A 24090-nucleotide genomic window follows, 5' to 3' on the forward strand; every position below is an offset into this window, starting at 1 on the left:
CGCCTCGGCCTCCACGGTGCGCCTGGCCGTGGTGTCCGGCGCATGGGCGAGCGGTCCCTGACGGGCCGGCTCGCCGACCGGCTCGGCGACGCGGCCCGCCTCCACCTGGAGCGTCAGGGGCTGACAGTGCACACCGCAGAGGTCCGGTTGCGGACGCTCGCCGTGGCCGTGGCCCAGGCCCATGTGGGCACGGTCCGCGACCCGCGGCTGGACCAGGCCCTGGAGGACGTCCTCCAGGCCGATGCCCTCGTGGCGGTCGCCCCCACCTACAAGGCGTCCGTGGCCGGCATGTCCCGCGCGTTCTGGGAGCTCGTGGAGGACGGGGCCCTCACCGGGGTGCCCACGCTCCTGGGGGCCACCGGCGGCACCGCACGGCACAGCCTGGTGATCGACACGGGCCTGCGGCCCCTGTTCGCCCAGCTCGGGGCGCATGCTCTGCCCCGCGGCGTGTTCGCGGCTACCGACGCTGGGGCGCGGCCGCCTCGTCCGACGGCACGGAGGCGCTGACGCGTCGCATCGACGCGGCGGGCCGGTCCCTGGCGGAGTCCGTCCTGCGCCACGTCACCCCCTCCGGGTCCCCGCGGCAGGCCGGCCGCCGGAGGACACCCCGGCGCCCGACCCCGGCTCCGCGTCCGAGGCCTCCGAGGCGCCGTCTACGCCCGGTGACGCACCGTCCGGGGACGCGCCGTCCCCGGCGGAGACCCCGTTCGCGGCCATACTGGGAAGGCACTGACCGTTCCGGAGGCAGGAGGAGAACCATGGCGGGCACGGAGGGATCGTCACAGCAGGACCGGCGGGAGGTCTGGCGCCGTTACTTCGAGTCCAGCGCCCGGCTCGTCCACCGGCTGGAGCAGTCCATGCGCGCGGCGTCCGACCTGACGCTGGCGGACTACAACGTCCTGCTCCTGCTTACGGACGCACCGAACCACCGACTCCGCATGGGCGAGCTCGCCGCCGCCTCGTCTTCTCCCCCTCACGGCTGACGTACCTGGTGAAGTCCCTGTCCGAGCGCGGACTGGTGGAGCGCCGCTGCACCGCCGAGGACCGCCGGGGCACGGACGCCGTGCTCACGGAGGACGGGGCCGACGCCTTCCGACGGGCCGCCGTCCTGCACGCACGGGACGTGCACGACCTGTTCCTGGACGACCTCTCCGACGAGGACGTGGCCGTGCTGGGCCGGGTGTTCACCGACCTGGACACCCGCCTCCAGGCGGACTGAGGGGCCCGCTCACCGGCCCCTTCGGGAGCCCGGGCGGACGCCGGCCGACGCCCAGGCGATCGCCGTCGGGCGCCTCGCCGGGGGCGTCAGTAGAGGACCGTGGTGCCCTGCGAGGACACGGAGTCCTCGCCGACCGTCAGGTCGAGCCGGTCCTGGGCGTCCCCGGACTGCACGGTGGTGACGGTGATCCACCCGCCCTCCGGGACCTCTCCGGGAACGGTGGCCCACAGGGTGTCCTGCCCCTGGGCGTCCAGGGTCGCCATGCCGGTCGGGTAGCCGTCGGCGTCGTAGGCGATCACCTCCGCGACGTCGAAGCCGTTGGCCGAGCGCAGAGCCATGGGCGTTCCCGCGGCGGTGCCCCCGACCGGCGTGGTCACGTAGGACAGGCCCCCGGCGTGGTGCCGGGCCGGCACGACCGTCTGGTAGAGGTCGCGGGGCGCCCAGGCGGCGACCGGCGCGGTCTCCTCCTCCGCGGCGGCGGTGTCGGTCATGGCCGGCTCCTCCGCGACGGTCTCCGACGACGCGCCCGCTGCGGAGACGTCCTCGCTGGAGGCACCCTCGGCGGGAACGGTCTCCGCAGGCTCCTCGGCGGGAGCGGTCTCCGCAGGCTCCTCGGCGGGAGCGGCCTCGGCCGGCTCCTCGGCAGGCGCGGCCTCGTCCGCGGGGGCGACCGCCTCTGCCGGGCCGGACAGCTTCCCGAGCGCGTCCACCGGCACGAAGATGGTGCTCATCGTGTCCCCGTTGCAGCCGACGAGGTTGCCCTGGGCGTCGTACTCGAGCGGGGCGACGCCGGAGATCACGCCGACCACCCGCTGCTGCACGTCGTAGACGGCACCGCCGGAGTCACCGGGATGCGTGCTCGCACGGTCCAGCGCCACCTGGTCCGAGTACACGTCATCACAGACCTCGGAGATGTCGAAGGTGCCGGCATGGGACAGCGTGTTGGAGTGCCCCAGCGGCACCGAGGAGCCGTGGGTGTACAGCGTCTCGGCCGGATCGACGTCATGCGGCGAGCGGGTCGACCAGTCCCCGATGACCTCCACACCCGGCTCGAGGGCGACGCGCACCGCGTCCACACCGGTGTCCCCGGACATCCCGGACACCGTGCCGACGAGGTCTCCGTCCGCGCCGAACACCGGCGAGCCGACCTGCCAGACCCCGGCGCCGCAGTGCTCCGCGGTGTAGCCCGTGGTCTCGCTGACGACCGTCAGGGAGCAGTCCCCGGCGGGCACCGAGAGCGCGGCCCCCTGGGTCACCACCGGGGCGGCGAGCGCCGAGCCGGCGCAGGCCACGGCTGCGGCACCGGCGACGGCGGTGCCGGGCAGCAGGTGACGGTTCAGGTGGGCGCGGTCGATGAGCATGGGGGGTGCCTCCGCTCGAGGTCAGGGGACGGGCCGAGACGGCCCGCCGGAGCGATGTCTTTCTGTGGAACGCTACCCAGGCGCCCAGATCAGGGCCAGACCTGGGCCACCGGTCCTTTCCGGACCGCAGGTCCGATCCGGTCGGCGCACCGGAGGGCGGCCGGTGCACGGTGGGCCGGTGCACGGTGGGCCGATGCGCCGCGGAACGGGTCAGCGTTCCGGGTCTGTCAGCGGCGCACGGTGATCTGCACGGAGTCCGCCCGCTCCGCGAGCAGCGGCAGGTCCGCCAGTAACATCCGCAGCGTGGTGGTCATCAGTCGCACGGAGGCCTCGTCCGCGCCCTTCTCCGGCATGGCGACGACCTGCAGCTCCGGCCCGGATCCGCCGCCGTTCATCACCTGGCCGGACGCGGACTCGGTGGCCACGCCCGTGCCCGGGGCCAGCCCCAGGTTCAGCAGGCCCGGCACGAGGTCCGCGACCGAGCCGATCTCCTGGGCGATCTCCTGATCCCAGTAGGACGGAGTCCAGTCCTTCTGCTGGGCCAGCGCCCAGACGGCCGGACGCCGCACCACGTAGGTGTGCTGGGCACCGGCGTCCACGACGACGAGCTCGCACCCCTCGTCCACGGCGGACAGGCAGGCGCGCGGCATCCACACGGCCACGGGACGGGCCTCCGGGTTCCATGCCGTCAGGGCCGGAACCGAGGTGAACACGGGCAGCGCCTGCCGGCCGTCGGCGGCGCGCATGGTCACCAGTGCGACGTCGGCGGCCTTGTCGCCTTCGGAGAGGTCGTGCTCGTGACCGGAGTGGTCGGCGTGATCGTGCACGTCGGCCTCGTCCACGGCGAGGGTCGGGACCACCGCGGCGAACACACGGATGCGGGACAGCACATCGGTCACGTGCGTCTCGTCCGCCGCGCTGGTCTCCAGCTTGGCCATGACCTCCGTCCACTCGGCCGGGCTCGTGCCGTCGTCCTCGTCGAAGACGTGCAGCGGGTTCTTCGACCCCTCGAGGCCCTCCCCGGCGAGGTCACGCCCCTCCCAGGGGACGCCGGCGGTGTCCGCGGTGTTCTCCCCCGCGGTCTTCTCCCGCATGCGGTCCAGCGCCGCGCGGATGTGGCCGGGCAGCTCGCGGCCTCCCGTGCGGGGCACCTCGACCGTGTGCTCGGACGCTCCGTCCGACTCAGTCGCCTCGGAGGCCGGTCGCCCCGGTCCTGCGCCGGTCACTCGGCCGCCTCGAAGGGGTGGGCGGCACGGGCCTCGTCCACGGAGGCGCCGGAGGCCACGGCGAGCGCCTGCTCGAGGGAGAAGCGGCCGGCGTAGAGCGCCTTGCCCATGATCGCGCCCTCGACTCCCTGGCCGACCATGGCGGCCAGCGCGGCGACGTCCTCGAGGGAGGAGATGCCGCCGGAGGCCACGACCGGCTTGGAGGTCTTGGCGCACAGCTGGGCCAGCAGCTCCGTGTTCGGGCCCTTGAGGGTGCCGTCCTTGGTCACGTCCGTGACCACGTAGCGGGCACAGCCGGCCTGTTCGAGGCGCTCGAGGACCTCCCAAAGGTCGCCGCCCTCCTTGGTCCAGCCGCGGGCGGCGAGCACGGTGCCGCGCACGTCCAGGCCGACGGCGATCTGCTCGCCGTACTGCTCGATGACCCGGGCGGTCCACTCCGGGTCCTCGAGTGCGGCGGTGCCGAGGTTCACGCGGGTGGCGCCCATGGCCAGGGCGTTCTCCAGCGAGGCGTCGTCTCGGATGCCGCCGGAGAGCTCGATCTTCACGCCCAGCTCCTCGACGACGCGCTGCATCACGGCGCGGTTGTCGCCGCGGCCGAAGGCGGCGTCCAGGTCCACGAGGTGGATCCACTCGGCACCGGCGTTCTGCCAGTCCAGGGCGGCGACCAGCGGGTCGCCGTAGCCGGTGGCCGAGCCGGCCTCGCCCTGGACAAGGCGGACGGCCTGGCCGTCCTGGACGTCCACGGCTGGCAGCAGTTCGAGGGCCTTGCGGGAGGAGGTCATCGGGTGATCCCTTCGGTCGGTGGGACGACCGGCCGCGGTGAGCGGCCGTCGTCGGGGTTCAGCGGGGTCTGGTTCGGCGAGGTCTGGTTCGGCGAGGTCTGGTTCGGTGGGCCGAGCGCGGAGCGGTGGCCCGCCGGACGGGGCGGGCCGTCAGGGGACGGTGAGGAACGCGGCGGCGATCGCCATGGCGGCCAGCACCAGGACGATCACGATGCCCCAGAGCGGGGCGCGCTGCTGGCGCATGGACCAGGCCGCGCCGAGCAGGATGCCGCCGAGGCCGAGGTAGAGGATGGACCAGTACGGCATCAGAGGGACTCCAGCCAGTTGGTGAGCAGCTGCACCCCCGCGTCCCCGGACTTCTCCGGGTGGAACTGGGTGGCGCTGAGCGGACCATTCTCCACCGCCGCCACGAAGTCCGTGCCGTGGTGGGCCCAGGTGACCTGCGGGGGCCTCATGGCGGCGATCGACTGGTCGAACTCCCACTTCAGCACCCCGTAGGAGTGGACGAAGTAGAAGCGCTCGTCCTCGATGCCGCGGAAGAGCACGGTGTCCTCCGGAGGGCGGACGGTGTTCCAGCCCATGTGCGGCAGCACGTCCGCCTGCAACTCCTCCACGACGCCGGGCCACTCCCCCATGCCGTCCGTGCGCTCCCCGTGCTCCACGCCCTGCTCGAAGAAGACCTGGTGGCCCACGCAGATGCCCAGCACCGGGCGCCGCCGGCCACGCGGCGGCCGATCCACCGGGTGCCGCCCGAGGACACGAGGGCCTCCATCACGGCGGAGAAGGCTCCGACGCCGGGGACGATCAGGCCGTCCGCATTGAGCACGGCGTCCGGGTCGTTCGTCAGCTCCACGTCCGCACCGGCACGCTCGACGGCCCGCACGGCGGAGTGCACGTTGCCGGAGCCGTAGTCCAGGACGGCGACGGTCGGCTTCACGCCGGGGACGGAGGTCGGGCTCGCCATCAGAGAGCACCCTTCGTGGACGGGATGTCCGTGACGCGCGGGTCGTCCTCCACGGCGGCACGCAGGGCCCGGGCGAAGGCCTTGAACTGGGCCTCGACGATGTGATGGGGGTCCCGGCCGCGCACAACGTCCATGTGCAGGCAGATCGACGCGTGGTAGGTGATCGACTCGAACACGTGGCGGGTCATCGACCCGGTGAAGTGGCCGCCGATCAGGTGGTACTGCTGCCCCTCCGGCTCACCCTCGTGGACAAGGTAGGGCCGGCCGGAGACGTCGACGACGGCGCGCGCCAGCGCCTCGTCCAGCGGCACTGAGGCCTCGCCGAACCGGCGGATGCCGCGCTTGTCACCGAGCGCGGTCTTCAGGACCTCGCCGAGGGTGATGGCGACGTCCTCGACCGTGTGGTGCACGTCGATGTGGGTGTCGCCGGCGGCGCGGACGGTCAGGTCCATCTGGGAGTGCCTGCACAGCGCCGTGAGCATGTGGTCGTAGAACGGCACGGAGGTGGAGATCTCGGCGGTGCCGGTGCCGTCGAGGTCCAGCTCGACGTACACGTCCGACTCGCTGGTGGTGCGCTGCATGCGGGCGCGGCGTCCGGAGACGAGCTCTGCTGCCACGGCGGTCCTTCCTGGGGGTGGTCGTCGGACGGGGCCGGGACGACCGGGCGGTCAGGGATTCGCCTCCCATCGTACGGAGGCGGCGAGGGCGGTGCGGGTGCCGGCGGCCGGTTCCCGGTCCGTGGACCGGCCGGTGCCGGTGGACGGGCCGGTGCCGGTGGACGGGCCGACACCTGTGCCGCCCCGGACTCAGCGGCCGAGCACCTCTGCCAGGGCGGTGAGGAACGCGGTGGTCTCCTGCTCGGTGCCGGCGGTGACGCGCAGGTGGTGCGGGATGCCCACGTCCCGGACGAGCACGCCGCGCTCGAGCAGTGCCTGCCACACGGCGTGGGAGTCGTCGAGGCCGCCGAAGAACACGAAGTTGGAGTCCGAGACGGACGGGGTCAGCCCGTACTCGCGGAGGGTGTCCACGATCCGGTCCCGCTGCACCTTGATCTCCTCCACGGTCTCCAGGAGCGTGTTCACGTGCCGCAGGGCCGCGTTGGCGGTCGCCTGGCTCACGGCGGACAGGTGGTACGGGAGGCGGACCAGGCGCAGGGCGTCGCAGACGGCGGGGTCCGCGGCCATGTATCCCAGGCGCACGCCGGCGAGGGCGAAGGCCTTGGACATGGTGCGGGTGACGATCAGGCGCGGGCGCCCCTCCAGCAGGGTCAGCGCCGGCTCGGTGCCGGCCTGTGCGAACTCGGCGTAGGCCTCGTCCACCACCACCATGGCGGCGGGGCCACCCTCGGCGGTGACCTCCTCCGTGGCGTCGTAGACGGCGCGGATCGTGTCCAGGGACAGGGCCGTGCCGGTCGGGTTGTTCGGGGAGGCCAGGAACACCAGGTGCGGGCGGTGGGCGCGGATGCAGCCGGCGGCGTGCTCGGCCGAGAGCGTGTAGTCCGCGGCGCGGCCGCCGTCGATGAACTCGGTGTCCGTGCCGGAGGCCAGCAGCGGGTACATGGAGTAGGACGGCAGGAAGCTCAGCACGGAGCGGCCGGGGCCGCCGAAGGCCTGGAGGACCTGCTGGAGGACCTCGTTCGAGCCGTTGGCGGCCCAGAGGTGTGCCGGGGTGAGCCCATGGCCGAGGTAGTCGGCCATGCGAATGCGGAGCTCCTCGAACTCACGGTCCGGGTAGCGGTTGAGGCCACCGGCCACCGCGGCGACCGACTCGGCGATGGCGTCCGCGACGACCGGGGGCACCGGATGCGTGTTCTCGTTGGTGTTCAGAGCGACGGCCACCTCCAGCTGAGGTGCGCCGTAGGGACTGTGTCCCCGCAGGGACTCGCGGAGCGGGAGGGCGTCCAGATCGGTCATGGCGATCAGTCTAGGAACCGCCGCCGCCGGCGCCGCCGCGTGACGCCCGAGAGCGCTGCGGCGACGCAGGGGAAGCACGCCGGGCGGCGGCGGGGTCTGGGTGTGAGGAAGGGGGCTGGGCGACGGAGGCCGCGGCGGGGTCTGCGCGGGTCAGTCGGTGAAGGCAGGGACGAAGAGGTCCTCACCGGTCTCCAGGGTGCGGCCCTCGAGGCCGTTGAGCTCGGTGATCCGCTCCATGGTCTCGAAGCGGTCGGCCTGCGGGTCCACGCGACCGGCGATGTCCCAGAGGCTGTCCCCCGGCATCACGACGACCTTGTCCAGGTCCGCGCCGGCCTGGCTGGAGGACACCGCCGCCGGGGACAGGGTGATGGACAGCGCCGTGGCCGCAAGGGCGGTGAGCACGGCCGCGAGGACCATCACGGGCAGGCCGCGCAGGACGAAGCGGCCGCGACGGTTCAGTCGCCAGCCGGCGGCCTGGGCGGCGCCGGTACGGGTGACGGAGCTGGTGCGAGCGTTCATGGTGCTGCCTTGCCTTTCCACCTGCCGGAGCAGGCTGTTCGAACATCCGTTCGATCTGTTCGAACACCTTTCTAGCACACGTCTTCGAGACACGCCATGCCGAGTTCGAACATATCTTTGAATCGGTCAGCCGCCTGGGCTACGGTCGAACCACGGATTCCGCCGCGGTCCGCCCGTTTCCAGGTAACGCCGAACAGCACACCAGGGGGCCGGACACGATAAGGAACGCCGCCGACGCCGCCGAGCACGAACGGATCGCCATGGCCACCCCCCAGACCCCGGAGAACCCCGCCGAGACGCCCCAGTCGCTCACCCCTCGCCAGCGCGCGATCGTGGAGACGATCCGCGCCTCCATCGCCGAGCACGGCTATCCGCCGTCCATGCGCGAGATCGGCGACGCCGCCGGCCTGGGCTCCCTGTCCTCCGTGAAGCACCAGCTCACCCGTCTGGAGCAGTTCGGCTACCTCCGCCGCCACCCCGGCCGGCCGCGCGCGCTCGAGGTGCTTCGGGACGAGGACGGGACGCTCCTGTCCGCCTCCGGGGAGCCGGCCGCGGAGACCGCCGCAGCCGCCACAGGCTCCCGCCCGCGGAGGCCGAGGCCGCCGACGGCGACGCCGTGGTCTCCGCCCTGCCCACCTGGCACACCGGCACCGAGGACGGCGACTCCGTCCCGGTGCCGTGGGTCGGCCGCATCGCCGCCGGCGGGCCGATCCTCGCGGACCAGCAGGTGGAGGACGTCATGGCCCTCCCCCGACGGCTCACGGGCGAGGGCGAGCTGTTCATGCTCAAGGTCTCCGGCGACTCCATGGTGGACGCGGCGATCTGCGACGGCGACTGGGTGGTGGTCCGCCGGCAGAGCACCGCCGTGAACGGGGACATCGTGGCCGCCCTCCTGGACGACGAGGCCACCGTGAAGACCTTCCGCCAGCGCGACGGCCACACCTGGCTGCTGCCGCAGAACACCGCCTATGAGCCGATCCTCGGCGACCACGCCACGATCATGGGCCGTGTCGTCACCGTGCTGCGGGCCCTCTGAGCGCACCTGCACCGCCCGGCACCCGGCGCACCGTACACGCACGAGAGCCCCTCGCCCGAGCAATCGGGTGAGGGGCTCTCGTGCAGGCGGGCGGCCGTCGTCGGAAAGAGGCGTCAGCGCCCGTCCGCGGACTGCTCCGCGGAGTCCGCGAGGCGGCCGAGGACTCCCTCCACAGTCTTCGGGTCCGTGGTGCGCCAGAAGTCCGGCAGCGCGGAGGCCAGGAACCCGCCGTAGCGGGCGGTGGCCAGGCGGGAGTCGAGGACGGCCACCACGCCCCTGTCCTGCACCGAGCGGATGAGGCGGCCTGCGCCCTGGGCCAGGCGGATCGCGGCGTGGGTGGCGGAGACGGCCATGAAGCCGTTGCCGCCGTGGCTGCTGATCGCGCGGGTGCGGGCCAGGGAGAGCGGGTCGTCCGGCCGCGGGAACGGGATGCGGTCGATCACCACCAGGCGCAGGGACGGGCCGGGCACGTCCACGCCCTGCCACAGGCTCATGGTGCCGAACAGGCAGGTGTCCGGCTCCGCGGCGAACTGCTTCACCAGGGCCGAGAGGGTGGCGTCCCCCTGGCAGAGGATCTCGATGTCCTTGCCCACCCGGCGGCGCATCGCCTCGGCGGCGTCCTCCGCGGCACGGCGCGAGGAGAACAGGCCGAGCGCGCCGCCGCGGGAGGCCTTGATCAGCCGCTCCAGCTCGTCCAGGGACTCCTCGGAGGCGAAGCGGCCGGGCTTGGGGAGGTGGCGGGCCACGTAGAGAACGCCCTGCTTCGGGTAGTCGAAGGGGCTGCCGACGTCCGCCACCGTGAACTTCGGGGCGTCCGGGCCGGCCAGGCCCACGTCCCCGGCCACGGAGTCGAAGCGGCGCTCGCCCGTGCCCACGGTCAGCGTGGCTGAGGTGAGCACGGTGGTGGCGGTGCCGAACAGGCCCTCGCGCAGCTTGCCGGCCACCGAGAGCGGGGCGACATAGAGCTGCGGCGGGTCCTCCTCGTTGCCCGGCTGCCAGCCGACGCCCGGCTCGAAGTGGCCGGGGCGGGTGGCCCAGACGACCTCGGGGAAGTCGGCGTCCGGCTGGGCGGCGAGCATCCGCTCGGTCACCTCGAGCACGTCCAGGGCGCGGGCGCGGGCCATCTGACGGCCGCCGTCGGCCTCCGTGTCCTTGCCGGTGCCGAGGTCGGACAGGCACTGGCGCACGGCGGCCAGCACGGCGTTCAGGGCGGTCTCCTGCGCGTCGTCCAGGCCGGTGGCCAGCAGGCCGGAGGGGCAGGGCGTGAAGGCGGCATCGAGGCTCGCGGCGGCGGAGACCAGGTCCTCCACGGCCACATTCCCGTGGCGGCGCAGCGACGTGGCAGCGCCCAGGACGATCGACCCGGACAGCTGGCCGGTGACCGCACCGGTGACGCGGTCCTGCAGCTCGTGGGCCTCGTCCACGATCACCGCGGAGTACTCCGGCAGCACGGCCAGGCCCTCGAACGCGGAGATCGCGAGCATCGCGTGGTTGGTGACCACCACGTCCGCGTCCGCGGCGTCGGCTCGGGCGCGTTCGGAGAAGCACTCCTCCGCCACCGGGCACTTGGAGGCGCCCAGGCAGTCGATCGCGGAGACCGAGACCTGCCGCCAGGCCCGGTCCGTGACGGGGACCTCGAGGTCGTCCCGGTCCCCGGTGTCCGTGGTCTCGGCCCACTTGCGCAGGTAGACCACCTCACGGCCCAGCGAAGTGGTGGGGCCGGAGTCCTCGTCCGCGTTCGTGGAGAGCATGCCGCCGTCGTCGGCCACGGTGAAGAGGGTCTCGGCGTCCTCGTCCCCCGGGTAGCCGCCGTCCACCTTGTGCCGGCACAGGTAATTGGAGCGGCCCTTGACCAGGGCCACCACGGGCTCGCGCGGCAGCTCGTCCTTGAGGGCCTCCACCAGGCGCGGGGCATCCCGCCGCATGATCTGCGCCTGCAGGGCGAGGGTCGCGGTGGCCACCACCACCGGGTCCTCCTGCTCCATGGCGTGCTGCAGCGCCGGAATCAGGTAGGCCAGGGACTTGCCGGTGCCGGTGCCGGCCTGCACCAGCAGGTGCCGGCGGGACTCCAGGGACCGGGCGACCTGCAGGACCATCTCGCGCTGGCCCTCGCGGTGCTGGCCGCCGGTCGCCTTGACGGCGGCGTCCAGCAGCGCGAGGGCCTCACGTTCGCGGTCCGTGCGCGGGGTGTTCTGCGTGCTCGGCCGCATCAGTCCTGCCGGTCCACGCGGTAGGCCTCGATCTCCCCGGCCACGTCCGGGCGGACGAGCACGTGCAGGCGGGTGCCGCCCTCCTCGTAGGTCTCGGAGAGGATCTCCGCGTCCGGGGAGTGCAGGCGGGAGACCAGCTCACCGTGGGTGAACGGGATGAGCACCTCCATGGGCACATTGGGCCGCGGAATGGTGTCCGAGATCAGCTGCTCCAGCGCCTCGATGCCCTCGCCGGTGCGCGCGGAGACCACCGCGGTGTGCGGCTCCTTGGCGCGGACGCGGGCGATCACGGCCGGGTCCGCGGCGTCGGCCTTGTTCAGGACGATGATCTCCGGGATCCGCTGCGCGTCCACCTCGGCGAGCACGCCGCGCACGGCGGCGATCTGCCCCTCCGGGTCCGGGTGGGAGGCGTCCACCACGTGGAGGATGACGTCCGAGTCCGCGACCTCCTCCAGGGTGGAGCGGAACGCCTCCACGAGCTGGGTCGGCAGGTTGCGGACGAAGCCCACGGTGTCCGAGAGCGTGTAGCCGATGCCGTCCGGGGTGACCGCCTTGCGGACGGTGGGGTCCAGGGTGGCGAACAGGGCGTTCTCCACGAGCACGCCCGCCTTGGTGAGGCGGTTGAGCAGGGAGGACTTGCCGGCGTTGGTGTAGCCGGCGATCGCCACGGAGGGCACCTTGTTGCGGCGCCGGTTGGCACGCTTGGCCTCGCGGGCCGGCTTCATGCCGGCGATGTCCTTCTTCAGCTTCGCCATGCGGGTGCGGATGCGGCGGCGGTCCAGCTCGATCTTCGTCTCACCGGGGCCACGGGAGCCGATGCCCTCACCGCCGGCCGCGCGACCGCCGGCCTGACGGGACATCGACTCGCCCCAGCCGCGCAGGCGCGGCAGCAGGTACTCCAGCTGTGCCAGCTCCACCTGGGCGCGACCCTCACGGGACTTCGCGTGCTGGGCGAAGATGTCCAGGATCAGCGCGGTGCGGTCGATGACCTTCACCCGCACCACGTCCTCCAGCGCACGGCGCTGGGACGGGGCGAGCTCGGAGTCCACCACCACGGTGTCCGCGCCGGCCATGGCCACGATGTCCCGCAGCTCCTGGGCCTTGCCCTTGCCGAGGAAGGTGGCCGGGTCCGGGGTGTGGCGGCGCTGGATCACGCCGTCCAGGACCTCGGAGCCGGCGGTCTCGGCGAGCGCGGCGAGCTCGCGCAGGGAGTTCTCCGCGTCCTCGGCCGAGCCCTCGGTCCAGACGCCGGCGAGCACCACGCGCTCCAGGCGCAGCTGGCGGTACTCGACCTCGGACATGTCCTCGAGCTCGGTGGACAGTCCTGCCACGCGGCGCAGGGCATTGCGTGCTGCGAGCTCGTCCTGGTCGCCGTCGTAGCCGGTGTGGCCGTGCCCGCCGTCGGACAGCGCCAGGGCCCGGCCGGAGAGGGCGGAGCCGCGGTCCTCACCGTCCTCGGAGGCGAGGCCGGCGGCGGACGGCGAGCGGCCGTCGTCGGGGGTCTGGTCCTGGTCCCCGCCGTGGGTGGCGAGGATGCGGTCGATGACCGCCTGGATGTCGTCGTCCCCCGGCTGCTGCGGGTCGACGTCCGGGGTGTGGCTGTTCTTCTGGGTCATGGTCTCCTCTGGGCCGGCGAAGGCGGCGGCGTCGGTGCCGCGCGGGCGCTTCCCGGCCCGGCTCTCAAGCGTAGTGGGTGGTGTCTGCGTCAGGACCGCGTGGGCGACATGCTGGGGACGGGCGCACCCTGTGCAGGAGGGGATCCACGACGACGGACGGTCGGGTGGGTCTGCCACGGCAGGGCGGGTTCCTGGTCGCCTCCGGATTCGGGCGCGCGGGGCGCGCCACAGGGGCACTCACGGTGCGGGCGGAGGCGGAGCTGTCGGCGAGCGGTGCTCGAGCCGGTGGGCTCAGATGTACATCAGGAACATGCGGGACAGCCTACAGAACCGAGCGGCGGATGTGCACGGGGCGTCCGCCGCGGGCGGAACCGGGGTGGGAAGGAGGCCGCGGGACGGGCGCCGGTACGATCGTGGCCGTGACCGACAGCACCCACTACTTCTCCTCCGAGCCGGACACCCCGGAACGCCGCCGCACGATCAGCGTCGAGCTGGCCGGACGCGAGGTGCGCGTACAGACCGCCAACGGGATCTTCTCCCCCGAGGGGATCGACAAGGGCACCCGAGCGCTGCTCGCCGTGGTGCCGGAGCCGCCGGCCGAGGGCGCGTTCCTGGACGTGGGTGCCGGCTGGGGCCCGATCGCGCTGACCATGGCGATGCAGTCCCCCGGCGCGCAGGTGACCGCGGTGGAGGTCAACGAGCGCTCGATCGCCCTGTGCCGGGACAACGCCGAGGCCGTGGGCGCGGCGAACGTGACCGCGGTGCGCCCGGAGGAGGTGCCCGAGGACGCCGGGTTCGACCTGATCTGGTCCAACCCGCCGATCCGCATCGGAAAGCCGGCCCTGCACGCGCTGCTGCAACGGTGGCTGCCGACGCTGAACCCGAGCGGCGAGGCGTGGCTGGTGGTGCAGAAGAACCTGGGCGCGGACTCGCTGCTGCCGTGGATCCGGGCGATGCTGGAAGAGCAGGCGCCCGGCGAGTTCACCGCCGAGCGTGCGGACACGGTGAAGGGTTTCCGGATCCTCAAGGTCAGCCGCCGGGCCTGACCCTCCCCCGGCGTTGCCGTTCGGGAAATCGTCGAGTCCCGCAGCGCTTTCGTACGGGAAACCGTCGCGTCCGGGCGCATTTTCGCTCGCGAAACAGGACCCGGGCCGGGCGCTATTTCGCTCGCGAAGGGGGGGCGGGGCGATAGGCACTGATGCAAAGTGCTCAGGCGACCCGCAAGGGCTGGATCTGCTCGTGCTGCCCTTCCAGCGCCGGGTGCTGCATGCGGAGCTCGTCATTGGCCTGGGGGTTCATCCAGAACTCTTCAGACGTCCCGAAGAATCGGGCCAGCCTGATGGCGGTGTCCGCGGTGATGCCGCGCTTGCCCAGGACGATCTCGCTGATGCGCCGAGGAGGCACGCCGAGGGCGACGGCCTCCCGGTTCTGCGAGAGGTCGACCCGCGGATGAAATCCACGAGGAGGATCTCCCCCGGGTGGATCGGGTCGATGCGATCCGGCTCAGTGGTAGTCGACGACGTCGACATCCTCCGCGCCTCCTTCCGTCCAGGTGAAGCAGATCCGCCACTGCGCGTTGACGTGGATGCTGCAATGCTCATCCCACAAGCGTTCGGCGTACTGGTTATCCGAACCGTCTGCTTTCTCCTGATCGGGCTATAACGGGGCCACCGTCATAGCGGGAGAAGGATGTGGAATGCACCACATGGCTCATGTCCAACACCGCCTGCACGAAGTCAGTCTTCCGCTGGGTGTACTTGTGGGTGTCATGGCTTGGTGGCGGGTTTCTGTGATCGCTATGTGGCGGTGCAGGCGCGGTCAGGTGTCGGCCGTGGTGCGGCGCAGCTCGCGGTAGATGGTGGTGCGGGATACGTTGAACAGCTCGGCCAGCTCGGCTTGGGTGTGCTCGCCGGCCGTGTGCAACGTCAGCAGGTGCTTGCGCTGAGAGGGCGAGAGCTTGGGCTTCTTGCCTTTGAGTTTGCCCTTGGATCTGGCGATGGCCATGCCTTCACGGGTGCGCAGGCGGATGAGGTCCGCCTCAAACTCGGCCACCATGCCGAGCACGTTGAACAGCAACCGGCCGACGGCGTCGTTGGGGTCGTAGACGCTGCCTCCGAGACTGAGCGCCACTCCCTTGATGGTGAGCTCGTCCGCGATGTCCCTCGCGTCCGGGAGCGAGCGGGCCAGCCGGTCGAGCTTGGTCACCACCAGGGTGTCGCCGTCCCGGGTCGCGGCCAGTGCCTCGCGCAGCCCGGGCCGGGCGCGGGTCGTTCCCGTCAGGCCGTGGTCGAAGTAGATGTCCTTGTTCTCGACTCCAAGGCGCTCGAGCGCTTCCCGTTGGGCCGAGAGGTCTTGCTCGAGAGTCGAGACGCGCGCGTAGCCGACATGCATGTCCCCATTGTTGCAGTTACCCTCCCCTCACCGCACATGTCACCGTACGGGTCTTGCGCACATGACGATCCCTCATAAAAAGTCGTCGAGGAGGAAGCTCGCTCGACGTACGGTGAAGGATCCCCTTACGGGCAGGCGATCTGGGCTGACGCCTGTGACCGAGTGTTCAGTGCGCGCTGTGTAGTTCAGTGCATGCTGTATAGTTCAGTGCATGCTGACTATTGCTTCGCGTCTCGACGTGATGAACCGCCTGGGTCGTGCACTGGCCGACCCCACTCGATCCCGGATCATCTTGACCCTGCTCGACCATCCCGCTTACCCGGCGGAACTGGCCCGAGATTTGGACCTGACACGCCCGAACGTGTCCAACCACCTGGCATGCCTGCGCGATTGCGGGATCGTCGTCTCCGAGCCCGAGGGTCGTCGGACACGATATGAGATCGCCGATTCGCACCTGGCGCAGGCGCTGACGGCACTGGTCGATGCCACCCTGGCAGTGGACGAAGACGCCCCGTGCATCGATCCCGCCTGCTCGCTTCCGGGATGCGACGCAGCTGGGGAGGGCGCATGATCCTCACCTCGGTCTTGCAGGCGATGGGCCTGTTCGCAGCGACCAACATCGATGACATCATCGTGCTCTCCCTCTTCTTCGCGCGAGGGGCAGGCCAGCGCGGCACTACCGCCCGCATTCTGGCCGGCCAGTACCTCGGATTCGCCGGCATCCTCGGTGCCGCGGTCCTGGTGACCATCGGCGCCGGAGCATTCCTGCCCTCGGCAGCCATCCCGTACTTCGGTCTCATCCCTCTGGGCCTCGGCCTTTGGGCCGCATGGCAGGCCTGGCGCGGAGACGATGACGACGATGACGACGAGGCCAAGGTTGCCGGCAAGAAGGTCGGCGTGTGGACAGTCGCAGGCGTCACCCTTGCCAACGGCGGCGACAACATCGGCGTCTACACCCCTGTCTTCCTCAGCGTGGAACCTCTCGCAGTAGTCGCCTACTGCATCGTCTTCCTCGCGCTTGTCGCGGTCCTGGTGGCCCTGGCAAAGTTCGTCGCCACCCGCCCCCCGATCGCCGAAGTGCTCGAACGCTGGGAGCACATCCTCTTCCCCATTGTTCTCATCGGCCTCGGCATCGTGATCCTTGTCAGCGGTGGAGCCTTCGGACTCTGACGTAGCGGCAGCGATCTAAACGGCCCCGACCGGGCGCACCCCTCTCGGTTCAGACCGCGACACCTACCTGCAGCCGGTCCTGCGTGATCGCGGCAACAAGACCGCCACGGAGCGCTACAAAAACCCCGCCACCAAGCGAACGAAGCCACAGTGTGCTCGTCCAAGCCGATGCCGTCGAGGGCGGAACGCGCGGCACCGATGCGGTCCCTACTGACGCCCGACCAGCAGGTCGACCATGTCCGTCGCCCGGATCCCCGTGAAAGAGGTCGGGCCGATGTGCCGCACGAGAGCACCCGGCACGGCGGCGTGGATGCGTTCAGCGTATTCCGCGGCCCGTGCTCGCCAGGTCTCGCAACTGGGGTCGACGAGACGGACCGCGCTGTCGTCAGGATGGACGGTCACCGCCCCCACCCGACGCGCTCCCGAACGATCCCGCTCGGAGACCCGACGTTCTCCCGAGCGAAAGTGCTCCGGGACTCGCCCGTTTCGCGAACGAAAACGCAGCCGGGTCAGCCCAGGGTGCCGCGGAAGACCAGCTCGGCCGGGCCGGCCAGCACCACATGCTCGTTGCCGTCGGCGTTCATGACGAAGTCGATCGCCAGCACGCCGCCGGGGACCTCCACCAGCCAGGAGTCGCACCCCTCGGGGCCGGCCCAGGCGCGCATGGCGGTCGCGGCCGCGCACGCACCGGTGCCGCAGGACTGGGTCTCCCCCACTCCGCGCTCGTGCACGCGCATCCGCACCCGTCCCACGGACTCCCGGATCATGGGCTCGAACGCGGCCACGAACTCCACATTGGTCCCGTGCGGCGGCTCCGGCTCCACGTGCGGGGCACGGGTCAGGTCCAGGCCCTCGAGGGCGTCGAACGACTCGACCGGGACCACGGTGTGCGGATTGCCCATGGAAATGGACAGCGCCGGGCGGGGGTCCTCCAGGCCGGTCGCCTCCACCACCGAGTCCGAGGCGGCCTCCTGGGCCAGCTCCGGGTCGATGTAGCTCCACGGGCCCATGTCGATGGCGTAGCCGTGCTCCATCCGGGTCACGTGCTTCACGCCGGCACGGGTGCCGATCGTCAGGGTCTGCCCGGCGTCCAGGGTGACGAGCTGCTCGGCCAGGAGGAAGTGCACGAACACGCGCACACCGTTGCCGCACATCTCGGACACGGAGCCGTCCGCGTTGCGGTAGTCCATGAACCACTCGGCGTCCGGGTGCTCGGCGAGCAGCGCCTGACCTTCGGAGAGGTGCTTCGAGGGCACGGCACGGATGACACCGTCCGCGCCGATGCCGTGGTGGCGGTCGGCGAGCGCGGCCGCCTGGTCCGCCTCGATGCGCACCGTGCCGTCCGGGTCGGCGATGAGGACGAAGTCGTTCCCGGTGCCGTGTCCCTTGGCGAAGGGCTGACCGGTCAGGGCGTCGAGGGCTGCGGCGCGATGCTGGCTCATGCGGACAAGCCTAGAGCCACGAGAGTGCGAAGTCCTCGCGGGAATGGCGCGTCTTCCGCATGTTTGCTCACACCTCGACACGACGTCCAGCGTGCTTCTCTGCTGGAGGCACCCACCTGCGCCGCGGCTCTTCCGGATCAGCATCAGCAGCCGTTGCGGTGACCGTCCGATCTCATCCGCTCCCGGCACGCCATGAGCTCGTCTGCGTCTTGGGTCACGGACCCCGTCGACCTCCACACTTTCGAGGACCGGGGCCTTCAACCTGTACAGGCTCACCACCGGCGTCGAGGCCCAGGAGGCGCTCCGGACTGTGGGCAGTTCGGGCCAGACGGTGCCCTTCGGCAACCCAGATCCCTGATACACACCGATCCACTCACCCTTCCACCAGCGACACCACCCCGGCCGACCCGTCCACGCGCACCTTCTGCCCGTTGCGCAGCCGCTGCATCACGCCGCGGATGGCCATGACGGCCGGCAGCCCAAGCTCGCGCGCGGTCACGGCGCCGTGCGACAGTGCTCCGCCGGACTCGGTGATCACGCCGGTCGCCTGGTAGAACAGCGCGGTCCAGGCGGGGTTGGTGGTGCGCGCCACGAGGATCGCCCCTGCCGGGAACGACGCGAAGTCCTCCGGCCCGTGCACCAGGAACACCTCGCCCTCCACGGAACCCGGGCTGCCGGCGGCACCGACCATCGCATCGCCGTCCACCTCCTCGGCCGCCGCCTCACCCCAGACCCAGTCCGGGGTGCCGGCGCACGCCTTCTCGTAGGCGGCCTTGTGCTCGGCGGCCACCGCCGTCAACGGCGCCAGGTCCTGCTTCCCGACGGCGCGCCCTCACCTGCCGAGGGCGCGTGGCCGTCGTCGCGCCCCTCGCCGGTGCCGCCGAAGGCGGCGTCCAGGTCCGCCACCGGCAGGAAGAACGCGTCCATGGGGTCCGACAGGACGCCCTGCTCCACCAGGCCGGCACCCAGGGAGCGGACGGCCCTGCGCAGGATCGGGGTCATGCGGGTGGTCTGGTAGTGCTCCAGGTCGTCCAGGGCGGTGTACTCGCGAGCGAGGCGGATGACCTCCTGCACCAGGTAGCGCAGCGGGTCCGGGACCTGCGCGAGGACGGCCAGCTCCGTCTCCATGGCGGTGACCTTGGCCTTGCGGTCCGCGGCGGCGTGGTCCTCATCCTCGCGGCCGGCCATCAGGCGGATCTGGTCCAGGACGATGTGCGGGGCCTCCACCCAGGTGGGGTGGTAGGCGTCGAAGTCGAGCTCACGGTGGCCGTGGCGGCCCAGGAACCGGGCGAACCCGGCAGCGAACTCCGGCCAGTCCTGCAGCCGCCCCACCATGGTGGACGCGCCGTCCGCGGTGAGCGCCTCCATCAGGTCCGGGGTGGCGCGCAGGGTGCGGGAGAGATCCCAGAGCTCGGCGTTGACCTGGCCGGTCTTGGTGTCCGTGGCGGAGATGAGCTGCTCGAACACCTGCTGCGCCTGCTCCGCACTCATCGCCATGGACAGCATCCGCTGCAGCGCCCCGTAGAGGGTGCGCTGGGTCAGCGAGATGGCGATGTTCGGCAGGAAGTAGGCGTTGCCGGCCGCGGCGATGGCCTTGACGTGCCCCCAGCGGGCCGGCAGGTCCATGGAGTCCGGGTCCACCGCGTCGAGCCGGCCCAGGGCGAGCAGGTAGGTGTCCAGGTCACGGGCCCACTGCAGCGGCAGCTGCTGCACCCAGGAGTAGTCCCGGATGATCTCCGGGATGGCCGCCTCGAGGGACTCGGCGTCCGTGAGCATCCGCAGCGGCAGCCGGTCCGCGTAGAGCTCCACAGCGGTCTGGTTGCCGTAGATCCAGGAGTCCTTCATCACGAACCACTTGTCGTCGAACGGCGGCAGGCCCATGAGGTCGAAGGAGTGGTTCAGGGAGCGGTGGAAGCCGTCCTCCACCAGGTCCCAGGTCAGCGGGGCAATGGGCGTGGGGAACCGCTCCGCGGACTCGTCGCGGGTGAGGCGGGCCGCCACGCGGGTGACCGGCCGGGACTGCAGCAGGAACAGGCGGCCGTCGGAGAAGGCCCACTCGATGTCCTGCGGGAACCCGGCGTGGACCTCCGCCGCGACGGCCAGGTCTGCGACCTCCGCACGCTGCTGTTCGGTCAGCGCGGGGCGGGCCCCGTGCTCGGCGGACAGGTCCACCTCCTCTGTGCCGCCGTCGGGCAGCGAGACCAGGGCGTGGGGCTTCTCCGCGATGGTCTCGGCGACCTGCTCGTGCCCCTGACGGGCCACGATGTACTCGTCCACCGGCTCCTCTCCCCCGACGACCGTCTCGCCCAGGCCGAAGGCCGCGTTGATCAGCACATGCCCCATCTGCCCGCGCACCGGGTCCACGGAGAAGGCGACGCCGGCCGCCTCCTCGGCGCCCACCTCCACCATCTGCTGCACGACGACGGCCATCGCCGCCTCGAGGTGGTCCACCCCGAGCCGCTGCCGGTAGCGCATGGCGTGCGCGTTCCACAGGGAGGCGTGGCAGGCCAGGACCTTGGCCAGCACGTCACCCACGCCGCGCACGCCCAGGTGCGTGTCGTGCTGGCCGGCGAAGGCGGCACCGGGCAGGTCCTCCATGGTGCCGGAGGAGCGCACGGCCACCGCGTGGTCGGTCAGGTCTGCATGCTCCATCAGCGCGGTGAGTTCGGTGCGCCAGGACTCGGGGACCTCGGCGGAGAGGATCAGCTCCTGGGCCTGGGCGGCGGCGGTGTCCACGTCGATCTCACCGGCGTCGAGGCGGGCCAGGACCTCACGCAGCTGCGGGGCCACGTCCTTCACCAGCTCCCGGTACGCCTCGGCGGTGACGACCAGCCCCGGCGGCACCGGCAGCGCCCGCGCCGTGCGGGCCAGGGACGCGCCCTTGCCTCCGGACACGGCCAGCTCGGCGGCATCCTCGTGGTGGAAGTCGATGATCAGGGCCATGGTGTCTCTCCTGGGTGTCCGTGGCGTGGGCAGTGGTCTGAGTTCAACTCGGCTACAGCCGCCACCGATTCGTGCCGAGCAGGGCCCAGCCTGCGGCGGTGGAGACCAGCGCGGCCGCGCCCGCGAATGGCCTGGCCACGGTGAGCCCCGCCAGCACCGGGGCCCACAGCAGGGCCGCCCCGGTGCCGCCGAGCACCCGGAAGAAGCTGACCGTGTTCACCGCCGTCCGCCTTCTCCCCACCGCCCATGCGGTGGCGAGCACCGGGGCGATCGGGGCCTGCAGCGCCAGGCCGAGCACCCGCGGCCAACGCGGGACCGGGACGCCCGGCAGCGGCAGCCGTCCCACCCGCGCCTGGCGCTGATGGGCCAGGAAGGACTCGGTGAACCCCTCCCCGTCCCGGGCATCGGCGCCGGCGGCGGAGAGCACTGCCTTGAAGGAGGCCTCGTCCGGGCAGTCCACAGACACCGCGTCCAGGGCGGCGGAGAGGACCTCGTGAAGGCGGTCGACCTCCGCACGCTCGGGGGCTCCGGCACCGGGTGAGTCAACACCGGGCGAGGAGGGACCTTGAGGCGAGCGGCCGTCGTCGGGAAGGCGGACGGGGTCCCCGAGGAGGACCTCCACGCGGGAGCGGTACCGGTCCGGGGCCGAGTAGAACAGCCCGACCGGGAGCACCTCCACGTCCACGCCCCGCGCGTGGCAGGCCGCCACGATCCGTGCCGCACCCTTCCGATAGGGCTGCGGGGCGTGGGACCACTCGGACGTGCCCTCCGGCAGTACCACGAGGTCTCCCCCGGCGGCCAGATGACGCACACCGGCGGTCACCGGGTCCGCGATCTCGGACGGGTCCATGCCGTACCGCTCCACGTCCTTCGGCCGGACCACCGGGATGCCGGTGAAGAGCAGTCGCAGCAGCGGATGGCGCAGCAGCTGGGCCGAGACGAGGAACTGCGCGCCGGGCGCGGCGGAGGCCAGGACACAGCCGTCGATGGCCCCGTTGCGGTGGCTGGCGATGTAGAGGCGCGGGCGCTCGCCGGCGGTTGCACGGGTACGGCGGCCTCGTCGCAACGCGCGGGCCGGGCGGACCTCTCCGAGGATCCTGGGGCGTCCGAACGCGGCTGCCACAAGGACCTTCGTCAGGCCGCGGTGCCAGGTGCTCGGTCCGGTGCCGGCCGCGGGTGCGCTGAATGCCATGGGCAGGCCCCCTTCCCTCTGATGTCCAGCACCGTAGCCTGCGCCGTGTGAGGTGTGCCACCATCACGGACGGCAAGGGGATGCGCCGAGAGCGAAGGTCCGCTGTGGAGGATCCGTGCTACCGGACCGGATCCTGCCGGCGGAACGGCGGTCGCGGACCAGGGCTCTGCCGCACAGGGGGCTGTGGGATCGCGGGCGTATGCTGACCCGCCCCAGACCGACGAGGAATCCCATGACCATGCCGAAGCGTTCAGACCCCGACGACTTCTTCGCCCAGCTGGAGGCCCATCAGCGGCCACATCTCGAGCAGCTGCGCGACATGAGCCGCCGCATCGCACCCGATGCCGGGAAAGCGCTGAAGCGGAACCTGCCCACCTACGTCCTCGAGACAACACCAACCTGTGGATGCTGCAGGCCTCCACGCACCACTGCTCGCTGCGCTTCACCCCTGAGTTCCTTGCGGAACATCCCGGTGGAACCGCTGGAGCAGCTCATGCAGGAGCGTCTGCGCAGCCTCGGGGCCGGTGGCGGGAGCCAATCCGGCGACTGAAGCGAGCGACGTCCCTGACGATGGGCGGCGTGGCGCCGCCGGAGCGCCACCGGAGCCACGCCCGCCGTGTCCCGCCTCCGGCGCACGACGACGTGCGGGTCCGCGAGACCACTGCGCCAGGTTCGCACCTCGCAGCTCGGATGGCACGACGCCCTAGCCCCAGACGCTCGACTCCAGGACCAGCTTCACGGCGAGGGCCGCCAAGACCACCGAGATGACCACGTCCAGCACCCGCCAGGCCCGAGGGCTCGCCAGGATCCGGGACAGCCCGCGGGCTCCGTATCCCAGGACCGTGAACCAGAGCACCGAGCCGAAGAAACAGCGAACCAGAACAGGTACAGCGCGCCGGCCCAACGCAGCGCCTCGAGCAGCCACGGCACCGCCTGCACCACCGCGCCGATGCCGGCCGTGCCGGCCACAATGAGAGCGAGTCCGGTCAGCAGACCGGTGACGGCGAGGGTCCCCATGGTGCCCGAGGACAGGGCCGTCGGTGGACCGCCACGCACCGGTGCGCACACCGCCCACAGTGCGGACGGCCCTCGGTCGGCGGCACTGCTCGGTCCGCGGCACAGAACGGACAGCTCAGAGCACGGCCAGCGCCTGCTCCACCACGTCCTCGGCGAGGGCGTCCACCCAGTGCACGCGCGGGTCGGCGCGGAACCAGGTCTCCTGGCGGCGGGCGAAGCGGCGGGTGGCCACGATCGTCTGCTCGATCGCCTCGGCCTGCGTGAGTTCCCCGTCCTGCACGGCGAGGAAGGGCGCGTAGCCGATCGCCCGGGACGCGGTCTTCCCCTCGCGCAGACCGACGGTCTCCAGCCGCCGCACCTCCTCGGCCAGCCCGTCCTCCACCATGGCGTGCACGCGGGCGGCGATCCGCTCGTGCAGCACGGCACGGTCGATCCGCAGCCCGACCTGCACGGCCGGCGCCACGTCCGGATGGGTCTGCCGCTGCGGCATGTAGGAGCTGAAGGCACGGCCGGTGATCCGGTGGACCTCCAGGGCGCGGACCAGACGGCGCTCGTCCTTCACGTTCTGCGCGGACTCCGGGTCCACCGCGGCGAGCTCGGACCGCAGGGCGGCCGCTCCCCGCTCGGCCAGCTCCGCCTCGACGCACGCACGCACCGCAGGGTCGGTGGGCGGGAACTCGAGCACGTCCAGCGCCGCCCGCACATACAGCCCCGAGCCGCCCACCAGGATCGGCGTCCTCCCCCGGCCACGGATCTGCGCGAACAGGTCCCGGGCCTGCTCCTGGAACGCGGCCACGGAGGCCTCCTCGGTGACGTCCAGGACGTCCAGCAGATGGTGCGGAACCCCCTGCTGCTCCTCAGCGGTGGTCTTGGCGGTGCCGATGTCCATGCCCCGGTAGAACTGCAGCGCGTCCGCGTTGACGACCTCCCCGTGCACCCGCCGGGCCAGGGCCACGGCCAGTGCGGACTTGCCGGTGGCCGTGGCCCCGACGACGGCGATCACCGGGCGCCGGTCGCTACGCCTGGGCCTGTGGGGGCATCAGGAACGCGGGTCGAGCGACGGCAGTGTCCCAGGCTGGTGGCCACCGC

Annotated in this window: 24 protein-coding genes and 4 pseudogenes; 8 read left to right on the forward strand and 20 right to left on the reverse strand. The window is 71.9% G+C overall.

Translation table 11 applies throughout. From position 1 onward, the window contains the following. The 3 genes from AC2W7A_RS01205 to AC2W7A_RS01215 form a co-directional block, all read left to right on the forward strand. A partial coding sequence (locus tag AC2W7A_RS01205; protein ID WP_485989739.1) for an NAD(P)H-dependent oxidoreductase occupies positions 1-507 on the forward strand: 507 nt, incomplete at its 5' end. Positions 508-758: 251 nt separating this feature from the next. Beyond that, positions 759-983: a hypothetical protein gene (locus AC2W7A_RS01210; protein ID WP_485989740.1), complete on the forward strand. Its 225-nt coding sequence runs from the start codon at positions 759-761 to the stop codon at positions 981-983. 8 nt (positions 984-991) lie between these two features. After that, entirely contained in the window at positions 992-1219 is a 228-nt protein-coding gene (locus AC2W7A_RS01215; protein WP_485989741.1) for a hypothetical protein, read from the forward strand. Positions 1220-1305: 86 nt separating this feature from the next. On the opposite strand, the gene AC2W7A_RS01220 is transcribed toward AC2W7A_RS01215, so the two are convergent. From AC2W7A_RS01220 to AC2W7A_RS01255, 8 genes and pseudogenes are all read right to left on the reverse strand, one after another. Next, positions 1306-2580, reverse strand: coding sequence for a trypsin-like serine protease (locus AC2W7A_RS01220; RefSeq protein ID WP_485989742.1), 1275 nt, complete (start codon positions 2578-2580; stop codon positions 1306-1308). Positions 2581-2807: 227 nt separating this feature from the next. Further along, positions 2808-3674: an SseB family protein gene (locus AC2W7A_RS01225; RefSeq protein ID WP_485989759.1), complete on the reverse strand. Its 867-nt coding sequence runs from the start codon at positions 3672-3674 to the stop codon at positions 2808-2810. Positions 3675-3802: 128 nt separating this feature from the next. After that, positions 3803-4588, reverse strand: coding sequence for a bifunctional 1-(5-phosphoribosyl)-5-((5-phosphoribosylamino)methylideneamino)imidazole-4-carboxamide isomerase/phosphoribosylanthranilate isomerase PriA (gene priA / locus AC2W7A_RS01230; protein WP_485989743.1), 786 nt, complete (start codon positions 4586-4588; stop codon positions 3803-3805). 150 nt (positions 4589-4738) lie between these two features. Next, positions 4739-4894, reverse strand: a complete 156-nt coding sequence (locus tag AC2W7A_RS01235) for a hypothetical protein (RefSeq protein ID WP_485989744.1) — start codon at positions 4892-4894, stop codon at positions 4739-4741. Then, positions 4894-5552: pseudogene (hisH, locus tag AC2W7A_RS01240) on the reverse strand (imidazole glycerol phosphate synthase subunit HisH). Before hisH ends, AC2W7A_RS01235 begins: the two are co-directional and overlap by 1 nt. Beyond that, the gene (hisB, locus tag AC2W7A_RS01245; RefSeq protein ID WP_485989745.1) at positions 5552-6169 is read right to left on the reverse strand and encodes an imidazoleglycerol-phosphate dehydratase HisB; all 618 of its coding nucleotides are present in this window, start codon (positions 6167-6169) and stop codon (positions 5552-5554) included. Before hisB ends, hisH begins: the two are co-directional and overlap by 1 nt. A gap of 189 nt (positions 6170-6358) precedes the next feature. Then, entirely contained in the window at positions 6359-7465 is a 1107-nt protein-coding gene (locus tag AC2W7A_RS01250; RefSeq protein WP_485989746.1) for a histidinol-phosphate transaminase, read from the reverse strand. A 150-nt stretch (positions 7466-7615) separates the two neighbouring features. Further along, positions 7616-7984, reverse strand: a complete 369-nt coding sequence (locus AC2W7A_RS01255) for a LysM peptidoglycan-binding domain-containing protein (protein WP_485989747.1) — start codon at positions 7982-7984, stop codon at positions 7616-7618. A gap of 329 nt (positions 7985-8313) precedes the next feature. Here AC2W7A_RS01255 and lexA point away from each other — a divergent pair. Beyond that, positions 8314-9020 (forward strand): annotated as a pseudogene (lexA, locus tag AC2W7A_RS01260) (transcriptional repressor LexA). A 113-nt stretch (positions 9021-9133) separates the two neighbouring features. Here lexA and AC2W7A_RS01265 read toward each other — a convergent pair. Next, positions 9134-11230, reverse strand: a complete 2097-nt coding sequence (locus AC2W7A_RS01265; RefSeq protein WP_485989748.1) for an ATP-dependent DNA helicase — start codon at positions 11228-11230, stop codon at positions 9134-9136. Next, positions 11230-12846, reverse strand: a complete 1617-nt coding sequence (gene hflX, locus AC2W7A_RS01270; RefSeq protein WP_485989749.1) for a GTPase HflX — start codon at positions 12844-12846, stop codon at positions 11230-11232. Before hflX ends, AC2W7A_RS01265 begins: the two co-directional genes overlap by 1 nt. A 410-nt stretch (positions 12847-13256) precedes the next feature. Here hflX and AC2W7A_RS01275 point away from each other — a divergent pair, with 410 nt between their 5' ends. Beyond that, a complete protein-coding gene (locus AC2W7A_RS01275) occupies positions 13257-13892 on the forward strand; it encodes a class I SAM-dependent methyltransferase (RefSeq protein ID WP_485989761.1) in 636 nt (211 codons plus the stop codon). Between the two features lie 163 nt (positions 13893-14055). On the opposite strand, the pseudogene AC2W7A_RS01280 reads toward AC2W7A_RS01275, so the two are convergent. Both AC2W7A_RS01280 and AC2W7A_RS01285 read right to left on the reverse strand, forming a co-directional pair. Continuing rightward, positions 14056-14375, reverse strand: a pseudogene (locus AC2W7A_RS01280) (HigA family addiction module antitoxin). A gap of 289 nt (positions 14376-14664) precedes the next feature. Then, the gene (locus AC2W7A_RS01285; protein WP_485989750.1) at positions 14665-15237 is read right to left on the reverse strand and encodes a recombinase family protein; all 573 of its coding nucleotides are present in this window, start codon (positions 15235-15237) and stop codon (positions 14665-14667) included. 211 nt (positions 15238-15448) lie between these two features. On the opposite strand from AC2W7A_RS01285, the gene cmtR reads away from it, so the two are divergent. Continuing rightward, positions 15449-15808 carry a Cd(II)/Pb(II)-sensing metalloregulatory transcriptional regulator CmtR gene (gene cmtR, locus AC2W7A_RS01290; protein WP_006590980.1) on the forward strand — a complete coding sequence of 120 codons (360 nt, stop codon included), beginning with the start codon at positions 15449-15451 and terminating at the stop codon, positions 15806-15808. Then, a complete protein-coding gene (locus AC2W7A_RS01295; protein WP_016997609.1) occupies positions 15805-16407 on the forward strand; it encodes a cadmium resistance transporter in 603 nt (200 codons plus the stop codon). Before cmtR ends, AC2W7A_RS01295 begins: the two co-directional genes overlap by 4 nt. Before the next feature lie 207 nt (positions 16408-16614). Here the strand turns inward: AC2W7A_RS01295 and AC2W7A_RS01300 are convergent, their stop codons facing one another. The 5 genes from AC2W7A_RS01300 to AC2W7A_RS01320 form a co-directional block, all read right to left on the reverse strand. Beyond that, on the reverse strand, positions 16615-16818 hold the full coding sequence (locus tag AC2W7A_RS01300) for a GrpB family protein (protein WP_485989751.1): 204 nt from the start codon (positions 16816-16818) through the stop codon (positions 16615-16617). Positions 16819-16916: 98 nt separating this feature from the next. Next, positions 16917-17849 (reverse strand): diaminopimelate epimerase, encoded by a 933-nt coding sequence (gene dapF / locus AC2W7A_RS01305; protein WP_485989752.1) that lies wholly within the window; start codon positions 17847-17849, stop codon positions 16917-16919. Between the two features lie 373 nt (positions 17850-18222). Then, complete coding sequence (locus AC2W7A_RS01310) at positions 18223-18639, reverse strand: PEP-utilizing enzyme (protein WP_485989762.1); 417 nt, start codon at positions 18637-18639, stop codon at positions 18223-18225. A gap of 5 nt (positions 18640-18644) precedes the next feature. Continuing rightward, entirely contained in the window at positions 18645-20792 is a 2148-nt protein-coding gene (locus tag AC2W7A_RS01315; RefSeq protein ID WP_485989753.1) for a PEP/pyruvate-binding domain-containing protein, read from the reverse strand. Positions 20793-20844: 52 nt separating this feature from the next. Continuing rightward, positions 20845-21984 carry a 1-acyl-sn-glycerol-3-phosphate acyltransferase gene (locus AC2W7A_RS01320; protein WP_485989754.1) on the reverse strand — a complete coding sequence of 380 codons (1140 nt, stop codon included), beginning with the start codon at positions 21982-21984 and terminating at the stop codon, positions 20845-20847. Positions 21985-22216: 232 nt separating this feature from the next. On the opposite strand from AC2W7A_RS01320, the gene AC2W7A_RS01325 reads away from it, so the two are divergent. Then, the gene (locus AC2W7A_RS01325) at positions 22217-22534 is read left to right on the forward strand and encodes a hypothetical protein (RefSeq protein ID WP_485989755.1); all 318 of its coding nucleotides are present in this window, start codon (positions 22217-22219) and stop codon (positions 22532-22534) included. Positions 22535-22687: 153 nt separating this feature from the next. Here AC2W7A_RS01325 and AC2W7A_RS01330 read toward each other — a convergent pair whose 3' ends face one another. The 3 genes and pseudogenes from AC2W7A_RS01330 to miaA all read right to left on the reverse strand — a co-directional run bounded on the left by AC2W7A_RS01330 (position 22688) and on the right by miaA (position 24004). Continuing rightward, positions 22688-22840, reverse strand: coding sequence for a hypothetical protein (locus tag AC2W7A_RS01330; protein ID WP_485989756.1), 153 nt, complete (start codon positions 22838-22840; stop codon positions 22688-22690). Between the two features lie 44 nt (positions 22841-22884). Continuing rightward, positions 22885-23001 (reverse strand): annotated as a pseudogene (locus AC2W7A_RS01335) (amino acid transporter); the annotation flags it as partial. A gap of 115 nt (positions 23002-23116) precedes the next feature. Continuing rightward, positions 23117-24004, reverse strand: coding sequence for a tRNA (adenosine(37)-N6)-dimethylallyltransferase MiaA (gene miaA, locus AC2W7A_RS01340; RefSeq protein WP_485989757.1), 888 nt, complete (start codon positions 24002-24004; stop codon positions 23117-23119). Positions 24005-24090 lie beyond the last annotated feature (86 nt).

It is taken from the genome of Micrococcus sp. LASM2_SD2 (genome assembly GCF_057364565.1).

Coding starts and splice junctions, on each gene's coding strand:
- AC2W7A_RS01210 (WP_485989740.1), top strand. CDS start 759: ATGGCGGGCACGGAGGGATCGTCACAGCAGGACCGGCGGGAGGTCTGG.
- AC2W7A_RS01220 (WP_485989742.1), bottom strand. CDS start 2,580: ATGCTCATCGACCGCGCCCACCTGAACCGTCACCTGCTGCCCGGCACC.
- AC2W7A_RS01225 (WP_485989759.1), bottom strand. CDS start 3,674: ATGCGGGAGAAGACCGCGGGGGAGAACACCGCGGACACCGCCGGCGTC.
- priA (WP_485989743.1), bottom strand. CDS start 4,588: ATGACCTCCTCCCGCAAGGCCCTCGAACTGCTGCCAGCCGTGGACGTC.
- AC2W7A_RS01235 (WP_485989744.1), bottom strand. CDS start 4,894: ATGCCGTACTGGTCCATCCTCTACCTCGGCCTCGGCGGCATCCTGCTC.
- AC2W7A_RS01250 (WP_485989746.1), bottom strand. CDS start 7,465: ATGACCGATCTGGACGCCCTCCCGCTCCGCGAGTCCCTGCGGGGACAC.
- AC2W7A_RS01255 (WP_485989747.1), bottom strand. CDS start 7,984: ATGAACGCTCGCACCAGCTCCGTCACCCGTACCGGCGCCGCCCAGGCC.
- AC2W7A_RS01265 (WP_485989748.1), bottom strand. CDS start 11,230: ATGCGGCCGAGCACGCAGAACACCCCGCGCACGGACCGCGAACGTGAG.
- hflX (WP_485989749.1), bottom strand. CDS start 12,846: ATGACCCAGAAGAACAGCCACACCCCGGACGTCGACCCGCAGCAGCCG.
- AC2W7A_RS01285 (WP_485989750.1), bottom strand. CDS start 15,237: ATGCATGTCGGCTACGCGCGCGTCTCGACTCTCGAGCAAGACCTCTCG.
- cmtR (WP_006590980.1), top strand. CDS start 15,449: ATGCTGACTATTGCTTCGCGTCTCGACGTGATGAACCGCCTGGGTCGT.
- AC2W7A_RS01295 (WP_016997609.1), top strand. CDS start 15,805: ATGATCCTCACCTCGGTCTTGCAGGCGATGGGCCTGTTCGCAGCGACC.
- dapF (WP_485989752.1), bottom strand. CDS start 17,849: ATGAGCCAGCATCGCGCCGCAGCCCTCGACGCCCTGACCGGTCAGCCC.
- AC2W7A_RS01315 (WP_485989753.1), bottom strand. CDS start 20,792: ATGGCCCTGATCATCGACTTCCACCACGAGGATGCCGCCGAGCTGGCC.
- AC2W7A_RS01320 (WP_485989754.1), bottom strand. CDS start 21,984: ATGGCATTCAGCGCACCCGCGGCCGGCACCGGACCGAGCACCTGGCAC.
- AC2W7A_RS01325 (WP_485989755.1), top strand. CDS start 22,217: ATGACCATGCCGAAGCGTTCAGACCCCGACGACTTCTTCGCCCAGCTG.